9 protein-coding genes and 1 CRISPR repeat array are annotated in these 8,307 nt (G+C 57.3%); of the genes, 6 read left to right on the plus strand and 3 right to left on the minus strand.

Annotated elements, in window-relative coordinates; all coding sequences use genetic code 11:
* The first annotated feature begins 65 nt into the window (after positions 1-65).
* The 6 genes from cas5c to cas2 are packed head-to-tail and all read left to right on the plus strand — an operon-like array spanning position 66 to position 5,353.
* The gene (gene cas5c / locus B5F27_RS07530; protein ID WP_242962121.1) at positions 66-710 is read left to right on the plus strand and encodes a type I-C CRISPR-associated protein Cas5c; all 645 of its coding nucleotides are present in this window, start codon (positions 66-68) and stop codon (positions 708-710) included.
* Entirely contained in the window at positions 707-2,467 is a 1,761-nt protein-coding gene (cas8c, locus tag B5F27_RS07535; RefSeq protein ID WP_087365976.1) for a type I-C CRISPR-associated protein Cas8c/Csd1, read from the plus strand. Before cas5c ends, cas8c begins: the two co-directional genes overlap by 4 nt.
* Before the next feature lie 2 nt (positions 2,468-2,469).
* A complete protein-coding gene (gene cas7c, locus B5F27_RS07540) occupies positions 2,470-3,354 on the plus strand; it encodes a type I-C CRISPR-associated protein Cas7/Csd2 (RefSeq protein WP_087249186.1) in 885 nt (294 codons plus the stop codon).
* Entirely contained in the window at positions 3,354-4,034 is a 681-nt protein-coding gene (cas4, locus tag B5F27_RS07545) for a CRISPR-associated protein Cas4 (protein ID WP_087365979.1), read from the plus strand. The genes cas7c and cas4 overlap by 1 nt, the downstream gene beginning before the upstream one ends.
* A complete protein-coding gene (gene cas1c / locus B5F27_RS07550) occupies positions 4,019-5,050 on the plus strand; it encodes a type I-C CRISPR-associated endonuclease Cas1c (RefSeq protein ID WP_087365982.1) in 1,032 nt (343 codons plus the stop codon). Before cas4 ends, cas1c begins: the two co-directional genes overlap by 16 nt.
* A gap of 12 nt (positions 5,051-5,062) precedes the next feature.
* Positions 5,063-5,353, plus strand: a complete 291-nt coding sequence (gene cas2 / locus B5F27_RS07555) for a CRISPR-associated endonuclease Cas2 (RefSeq protein ID WP_087365985.1) — start codon at positions 5,063-5,065, stop codon at positions 5,351-5,353.
* Positions 5,354-5,572: 219 nt separating this feature from the next.
* A CRISPR array of direct repeats spans positions 5,573-7,227; the repeat unit is 33 nt; unit sequence GTCGCCCTCCTCACGGAGGGCGTGGATAGAAAT.
* A gap of 122 nt (positions 7,228-7,349) precedes the next feature.
* On the opposite strand, the gene B5F27_RS17485 is transcribed toward cas2, so the two are convergent.
* The 3 genes from B5F27_RS17485 to B5F27_RS17495 are packed head-to-tail and all read right to left on the minus strand — an operon-like array spanning position 7,350 to position 8,068.
* Complete coding sequence (locus B5F27_RS17485; protein WP_242962122.1) at positions 7,350-7,544, minus strand: hypothetical protein; 195 nt, start codon at positions 7,542-7,544, stop codon at positions 7,350-7,352.
* A gap of 45 nt (positions 7,545-7,589) precedes the next feature.
* The gene (locus B5F27_RS17490) at positions 7,590-7,829 is read right to left on the minus strand and encodes a transposase (RefSeq protein ID WP_343214633.1); all 240 of its coding nucleotides are present in this window, start codon (positions 7,827-7,829) and stop codon (positions 7,590-7,592) included.
* Positions 7,826-8,068, minus strand: coding sequence for a transposase (locus B5F27_RS17495; RefSeq protein ID WP_343214634.1), 243 nt, complete (start codon positions 8,066-8,068; stop codon positions 7,826-7,828). Before B5F27_RS17495 ends, B5F27_RS17490 begins: the two co-directional genes overlap by 4 nt.
* Positions 8,069-8,307: the final 239 nt, after the last annotated feature.

Genomic DNA, 8,307 nt, shown 5'->3' on the forward strand with positions numbered 1-8,307 from the left:
TCGGGTATAGAATCATATCGCAATCAATTTTAAATTACATTTAATTGAAGAAAGGAGTTATCGCAGTGATCCAACTGGAAGTCTGGGGGCCTTACGCCCTGTTCAGCAGGCCCGAACTGAAGGTGGAGCGAGCTTCGTATGACGTGCCCACCCCTTCGGCGGCCCGCGGGATGGTGGAAGCCATCTATTATCATCCTGGTCTGCGGTGGCACATTGACCGCATTTATGTGATGAATCCCATCCGCTTTGTCAGCATCCGGCGCAACGAGGTCATGAGCAAAATTTCGGCCCGCAATGTGCGCCAGGCAGCCCAGGGCGGCAAACAGGATTTATACCTGGCCACGCCCCAGGAAATCGTACAGCGTTCCTCCCTGCTGCTGCAGGATGTCCACTATGTCATAGAGGCCCATTTTGATATGACCGACAAGGCCTCTCTGTCCGACAATCCCGGCAAATTTCAGGATATTGTCACCCGCCGGATGGAGCGGGGCCAGTGCTTCAACACCCCGTATCTGGGGTGCAGGGAGTTTTCCGCATCCTTCCGGCGCTGGCCGGGCGGTCCCATTCCCACCATCCCGGAAACCCGGGATCTGGGCCTGATGCTGTATGATTTCGACTATTCTGATCCCCAGCACATTACCCCCACCTATTTCCGCGCCAAACTGGACAACGGCGTTCTGAACGTTCGGGATTGCGAGGTGCTCCGATGATCCTGCAGGCACTTACCCACTATTATGAGGATTTGCTGAACCTTGGCACCATTGCCCGGCCCGGCTGGAACCTCTCCAAAATTTCCTACGGATTGCTGCTGGACGACGACGGCCATCTGGTGCAGCTGCTGCACCTGCAGCAGGAAGTCTCCCGGGGCAAAAAGATGGTTCTTGCCCCGCAGGAATATTCCCTCCCCGCCCCTGTCAAGCGTTCTTCAGGGGTGGCGCCCAATTTTCTCTGGGACAACAGCGGCTATCTGCTGGGCGCAGACAACAAGGGCAAACCCCAGCGAACCGCCCAATGTTTTGCAGCCGCCAAGGAACTGCATCTAAGTCTCCTGCGGGACGCAGATTCCCCTGCTGCCCGGGCCATTGTACGCTTTTTTGAGAACTGGGACCCCGCCCGGGCCGCAGACTGTCCCGTCCTGCTGGAAGACTGGGAGGACCTGATGAAGGGCGGCAATCTAACCTTCTGGTATCAGGACCGCCCGGCTGCGGAGGACCCCGTCATCTGTGAGGCGTGGCAGCGCCACTATGACGGCGGAGACGACGCCGGCGAACCGGATATTCTCTGTCTGGTCACCGGCCGCCGCGGCCCCCTGGCCCAGCTTCATCCCAGCATCAAGGGGGTGGCTGGCGCCCAGAGCAGCGGCGCTTCACTGGTGTCCTTCAACGCCTCCGCCTTCTGTTCCTATGACCACGAGCAGGGAGCCAATGCTCCCACCAGCGAATATGCCGCTTTTGCCTATACAACAGCCCTGAACACCCTGCTGGCCGACCGCAACCACGTCTGCCGGGTGGGAGACACCACGATTGTACTGTGGGCCGAGGGAGCTGGCAACGCCTATCAAGACTGCGCCATGGCCGCCCTGTTCGGCGGCATGGGCTCCGATGCCCCTGCCTACCAGGAAAACGATCTTCTGAACGCCCTGAAGCAGTTGGCCAGCGGTCATGCCATTGACTGGGAGGAAAGCCGGTTGGACCCCAATACCCGGTTTTATGTTCTGGGCCTTGCCCCCAATGCTGCCCGTTTGTCGGTCCGCTTTTTCTGGCAGAACAGCTTCGGGCAGCTGGCCCGAAATCTGGACGCTCATTATAACCGTCTGCGGATCGTCCGTCCCTCCTATGACCAGACTTCGTCTCTCACGGTCTGGCGCATGGTGCTGGAAACGGTGCGCAAAGTGCCCGCCGGGTCCAAGCGCCCCGAACCCAGCCCCCGTCTGGCCGGCGATCTGCTGCTGGCCATTCTGAACAATGCCCCTTACCCCGCCACCCTGCTGGACGGCGTCCAGCTCCGCATCCGCGCCCAGCAGGATATCAGCTGGGGACAGGCCGCTATCCTCAAAGCCTACTATCTGCGCAATTCCAGCAATCAACAGCTCAAGGAGGTTATGACCATGGAATTGAACGAACAAAGCACCTATCTACCCTATGTGTTGGGGCGTCTGTTTTCGGTCCTGGAAGCTGTGCAGCAGCGCGCCAATCCGGGGATCAACACCACCATCAAAAACCGCTATTTCAATTCGGCATCTGCCACCCCGGCTCTGGTCTTTCCTACTCTCATCAATCTGGCTCAAAAGCACCTGAATAAGCTGGACGGCGGCATTGCCACCTATTATGACAAACAGATCACCGAACTGAGCAGCCGTATCACCGAGACCCTGCCCGCCCGGATGACGCTGCCGGAACAGAGTGCATTCCAGATCGGATATTATCACGAAACCCAGAAGCGCTACACCAAGAAGGAGGAGAAGTAACCATGTCCGAGCCCATCAAGAACCGCTATGATTTCGTCATTCTGTTTGATGTCGAAAATGGCAACCCCAACGGCGACCCCGATTCCGGCAATATGCCCCGGGTGGACCCGGAAACCGGCTATGGCCTGGTGACCGACGTATGCCTGAAGCGGAAAATCCGCAATTATGTGGAAACGGCCAAAGAGGACGCCGAGGGCTACCGAATCTACATCAAGGACCAGGTTCCCCTCCAGCGCAGCGACGCCGAAGCCCTGTCCTATCTGGGGGTTGACAAGGACCTGAAGGCAGCCAAAAAGGACGACCCCACCCTGGACGTCAAAATCCGTGACTTCATGTGCCACAACTTCTATGACATCCGCACCTTCGGCGCGGTGATGACCACCTTTGTCAAAGGCGCTTTGAACTGCGGCCAGGTCCGGGGACCCGTTCAGCTGAGCTTTGCCCGCAGCGTGGACCCCATCCTGCCCCAGGAAATCACCATCACCCGGGTGGCCATCACTACCGAGGCCGATGCCGAGAAAAAAGGCACCGAAATGGGCCGCAAGTACATTGTCCCCTATGGCTTGTACCGGGCCGAAGGGTATGTCTCTGCCAATCTGGCCCGCAAGGTCACCGGTTTTTCGGAGGAAGACCTGCAGCTTCTGTGGCAGGCCATCCTGAATATGTTTGAAAATGACCACAGCGCCGCCCGCGGCAAGATGGCGGTGCGGGAACTGATCGTCTTCAAGCACGACAGTGAGCTGGGCAACGCCCCCGCCTACAAACTGTTTGACGCAGTTCATGTGGACCACGCCGCCGGCGTGACGGTCCCCCGCAAGTACAGCGACTATGTGGTGACGGTGGACCAGCAGCTGCCTGCCGGCGTCACCTGTGAGAGACTGTCCTGATGGACACCGACGGTTATCTGATGATGTCCGGCATCCAGCACTTTTCCTTTTGCCGGCGTCAGTGGGCTTTGATTCACCTGGAGCAGCAGTGGGCCGAAAACCTCCAGACCACCGAAGGGCAGCTACTGCATCAGCGCTGCCACGACGAAACCTTCCATGAAAAGCGTGGAAATCTCCTGGTGGTGCGGGGGATGCGTGTTGTCAGCCACCGCTTGAAAATGACTGGCACCTGTGACGTGGTGGAATTTCACGCCGACCCTGAAGGCATTGCACTGGAAGGATACCCGGGCCTTTGGCTTCCTGTACCGGTGGAGTATAAACATGGCTCCCCGAAAATCAACGATGCGGATCGTCTCCAACTCTGCGCCCAGGCAATGGCGCTGGAAGAAATGCTGGTCTGCACCATCCCGCAGGCGTTCCTTTTCTATGCCGAGACCCGGCGGCGAGAAACCGTGGAACTTACGCCGGAGCTTCGCCAGAAGGCCCAGTCCATGGCGGAGGAAATGTCCCGTCTCTTTGCCCGAGGTTATACGCCCAAGGTGAAACCCGGAAAGCACTGCAACGCCTGTTCTTTGAAAGAGCTTTGTCTGCCTGTCCTATGCCGCCGCGCCGATGCTGCCGGGTACGTTCGCACCTACCTGCTGGAATCCGAAGGAGAAATACCATGCGAAAGCTGCTGAATACCCTGTTTGTCCTGACCGAAAGCAGCTATCTGACCCTGGACGGCGAAAACGTTGTCATCAAACAGGACCAAACCGAAACGGCCCGTTTCCCGCTGCACACTCTGGAGGGCATCCTCTGTTTTTCCTATCCGGGCGCTTCTCCTGCCCTGATGGGCGCCTGTGCGCAGCGGAACGTAGATTTGGCCTTTTTTACACCCCGCGGGCAGTTTTTGGCCCGCTCGGTCGGCCAGACCCGAGGCAACGTATTGCTTCGCCAGCAGCAATTTCGCACTGCCGATGACCCCGGCGTCTGTTGTCGGTACGCCAAAGGATTTCTCCTGGGGAAAGTGTATAACGCCCGCTGGGTCCTGGAACGTGCCACCCGCGATCATCCGCAGCGCGTTCCTGTGGAAACCCTCAAGACGGTCTCGGCCCAGCTGGCTGCTGCCTTGCCCAAAATCGAGGATGCCATGACCACAGAGGAACTTCGCGGCATCGAAGGAGAAGCTGCCCAGCTGTATTTTGGCGTTCTGGATCATCTGATTCTGCAGCAGAAAAAAGACTTTGCATTTGTCCGCCGCAGCCGGCGGCCGCCTCTCGATCCCGTCAACGCACTTCTTTCCTTCGCCTATACCCTGCTGGCCTGGGACTGCGCCGCTGCACTGGAAGGCGTCGGTCTGGACCCCTATGTCGGCTTTCTGCATACCCCTCTCCCCGGGCGCACCAGCCTGGCCCTTGATCTGATGGAAGAGTTGCGCACCGCCTTTGCAGACCGCTTTGTTCTGACCTGCATCCATCAGAAAACCATCCTCTCCAAACACTGCATTCGCCAGGAGAGCGGAGCCATTCTTCTGACCGACGAAGGGCGGCGCGCCTTTCTGACTGCCTGGCAGCAGCGCAGACAGCAAACCATCCAGCATCCTTTTCTTGGTGAAAAGATTCCCTGGGGGCTTGTCCCTTATGTTCAGGCCCTTCTGCTGGCCCGCACTCTGCGCGGAGATCTGGATCGGTATCCTCCTTTCTTTTGGAAATAAACGGGTGGTTTTATGTTGGTTCTTGTCACCTATGATGTGAACACCGAGACGGCCGCCGGCCGGCGCCGTCTGCGCAACGTGGCCAAAGCTTGTGTCAATTATGGTCAGCGGGTTCAAAACTCCGTTTTTGAATGTATGCTGGATGCGGCGCAATACGCTCTGTTCAAAGCCGAACTGGCTGCACTGATTGATCCGGAAACGGATAGTCTCCGTTTTTACTGTCTTGGCAATCACTATGCATCCAAGGTGGAGCAGATCGGACTTACGCCCCAATGGCCCCAGGACGGAATCCTTTTAGTGTAAAGGACGGGATTGCTTTCAGCCGCCTCTGTGCGAGCCGGAAGTCCGCAGAACTTTCACGCTTTCCTCGCACCGGATTCTGACTGTTCCTGGATGGTAAAAATATAAAATTGTCTCCTTCATTCATTGCAGGCTGCATAAAATACAGATGTCTTTTTTGTCAGCCTTATCTTTGTGAACAAATGTCAGCGGTTATATTCTCATTTGACCGTCACATTTGCTGTCGCCCTCCTCACGGAGGGCGTGGATAGAAATTTTTTGGCTTCCAGTTTCCAGACGCCGCCGTCGGGTCGCCCTCCTCACGGAGGGCGTGGATAGAAATCGCAACTGCATCGATATCCTGGCCATCCTGCTGGGTCGCCCTCCTCACGGAGGGCGTGGATAGAAATATGTGTTCGTCGCCGATCATGGCCGCGGGGGTAAGTCGCCCTCCTCACGGAGGGCGTGGATAGAAATCTAGAGATGCCACACATCCAAGCCTTACTAAGGGCAGGTCGCCCTCCTCACGGAGGGCGTGGATAGAAATTGCTGGAAGTCCTCCACCACGGCGCCCCGCTGCGTCGCCCTCCTCACGGAGGGCGTGGATAGAAATTGATCCATGACAGCTTGGCTCTTGCCGTTGGCGAGTCGCCCTCCTCACGGAGGGCGTGGATAGAAATACCGGCACAAGAAATACAAGGTCTTGCGGGCGGTCGTCGCCCTCCTCACGGAGGGCGTGGATAGAAATTCCTTTTGATTTTAGGCGGCCACAAAGGTGCCGGTGTCGCCCTCCTCACGGAGGGCGTGGATAGAAATTTGATGGCGGACGCCATGTCCGCATAGGTGGGGGGTCGCCCTCCTCACGGAGGGCGTGGATAGAAATATCAGCCGCAGGCTGATGCCAGCGCCCCGCGCTCGTCGCCCTCCTCACGGAGGGCGTGGATAGAAATTTTTGCAGGCGCATACTGCTTACACGCATATCTGGAGTCGCCCTCCTCACGGAGGGCGTGGATAGAAATAAACGGGCCTGTGCTTCTTCGTACTGGATAAGCTCGTCGCCCTCCTCACGGAGGGCGTGGATAGAAATCTCTGTGGCCGGGGTCGGGTTTTCGCCTCTCAACCGGTCGCCCTCCTCGCGGAGGGCGTGGATAGAAATCGCCCTGGAACGTCTATCAAGCTCCAGGGCCTGAGTCGCCCTCCTCGCGGAGGGCGTGGATAGAAATCATTAGAACATGCCTCCCATAAACATGGTTTCCGTCGCCCTCCTCGCGGAGGGCGTGGATAGAAATAGGTTGCCGCCGCGAATAGGCGCACGCAGGCCGGCCGGTCGCCCTCCTCGCGGAGGGCGTGGATAGAAATGGGAGATTGGCACAAAAAAAGAGCCCGCTCTCGAAGTCGCCCTCCTCGCGGAGGGCGTGGATAGAAATTGGATTTTGCGGACCTGATTTTGCATCCGCTCCAGTCGCCCTCCTCGCGGAGGGCGTGGATAGAAATGGTGAAGGATTTCCGCAAGGGCTACGCCCGCAATCGTCGCCCTCCTCGCGGAGGGCGTGGATAGAAATATGGGGCCGCTGCTGAGCGCAGCGGAAAAGGCGGGTCGCCCTCCTCGCGGAGGGCGTGGATAGAAATCCGGGTGTGCTGGGCGCTGCGGGCGCGGGCCGCGTCGCCCTCCTCGCGGAGGGCGTGGATAGAAATCACTCGGCGGCCCGGGTGCGCTGCTTGAAGGCAGGTCGCCCTCCTCGCGGAGGGCGTGGATAGAAATTGGCCCATCTGACTCTGCTCATGGCTGCCGAAGGGTCACCCTCCTCGCAGAGGGCGTGGATAGAAATTGGTTGATACCCTTGTTATTGATATTCAGACGGCGGGTCGCCCTCCTCGCGGAGGGCGTGGATAGAAACACAAAGGCCTGCATCTGCGCCAGGCCATCTGCCGCCCGTGTCTAAAACATAACGCCAATGGGGATGGACGTCCAGGGCGGCAATGCCGTTCATTTCATCCTTGACATCCAGACACAGCGGTGTTACTCGGGCATCCATTCGGCAAAGTAGATCGCCATCTGTGCGTGGATCGTACTCCAGTCCTGCCGCCGTCCGGCCCTCTTTTTGGTAATGTCCATCATGGCCAGATGCAGCATTTTGAGCAGGCTGTCATCGGTGGGGAATACGGACTTGGTTACCTTGCACAGCTGGCGATTAAAGCCCTCAATGTTATTCATGGTAGATCAGCCGCCGGACCTCCTGGGAATACTTGAAGTAGGTACTCAGATTTGCCCAGTTGTCTCTTCAGGACTGGGAGATTTTCGGGTATTTCTTGTCTCAGCGCTCCCCAAAGACGTCGCGACCTGCTCATCCACAACGGCCTGGTGGATGATACAGTTCTGGATCTCGGTCTGAGAGAATCTTGCATGGATGGCTGTGTCAAATCCCATGAAGTTATCTGTGCAGTCAGCAAAAACGCACTCTATACCGCCGTTTTTAAGTCGTTCAGTATAGCTGCTCAGAACTTGGCGCTCTCATTTTCTCCGCTCCACATTCCCAGAACATCTTTTCTTCCGTCCAGATCGACCCCAATGGTAATGTAGACGGCCATCTTCACAATCTGGCCTTCACTGCGAATATGGTAGCAGATGGCGTCCAGAAAGATCACTGTATAGATGGACTCCAGCGGCTGCTGCCACCCTTTGGCGATGGGAAGAATCTTATCTGTAATCCGGTTTATGGTGCTGTCTGAGACAGAAATGCCGTATAGATATTCAGGCTTATGCTGGTCTGGTTCTTTTTAGCACCTGGGGTTCAAATTCCCCCTTTCGATCCCGAGACACCTAAACTTCCACATCTCCAAAACTGGTCCAAAGAGTTTTACTGCTGTAGCCTAGAGCAACCCCATAAAATATCAACAATAACCGGCACAAGCAAACCAGTTACGACAGTCCGAAGAAGTAACGGCAGCAAACGCCTGGTATAAAGCAAGGTCCAAGT

The sequence above is a fragment of the Faecalibacterium sp. An192 genome (assembly GCF_002160175.1).
In the GTDB taxonomy this organism is placed as follows: domain Bacteria; phylum Bacillota; class Clostridia; order Oscillospirales; family Ruminococcaceae; genus Faecalibacterium.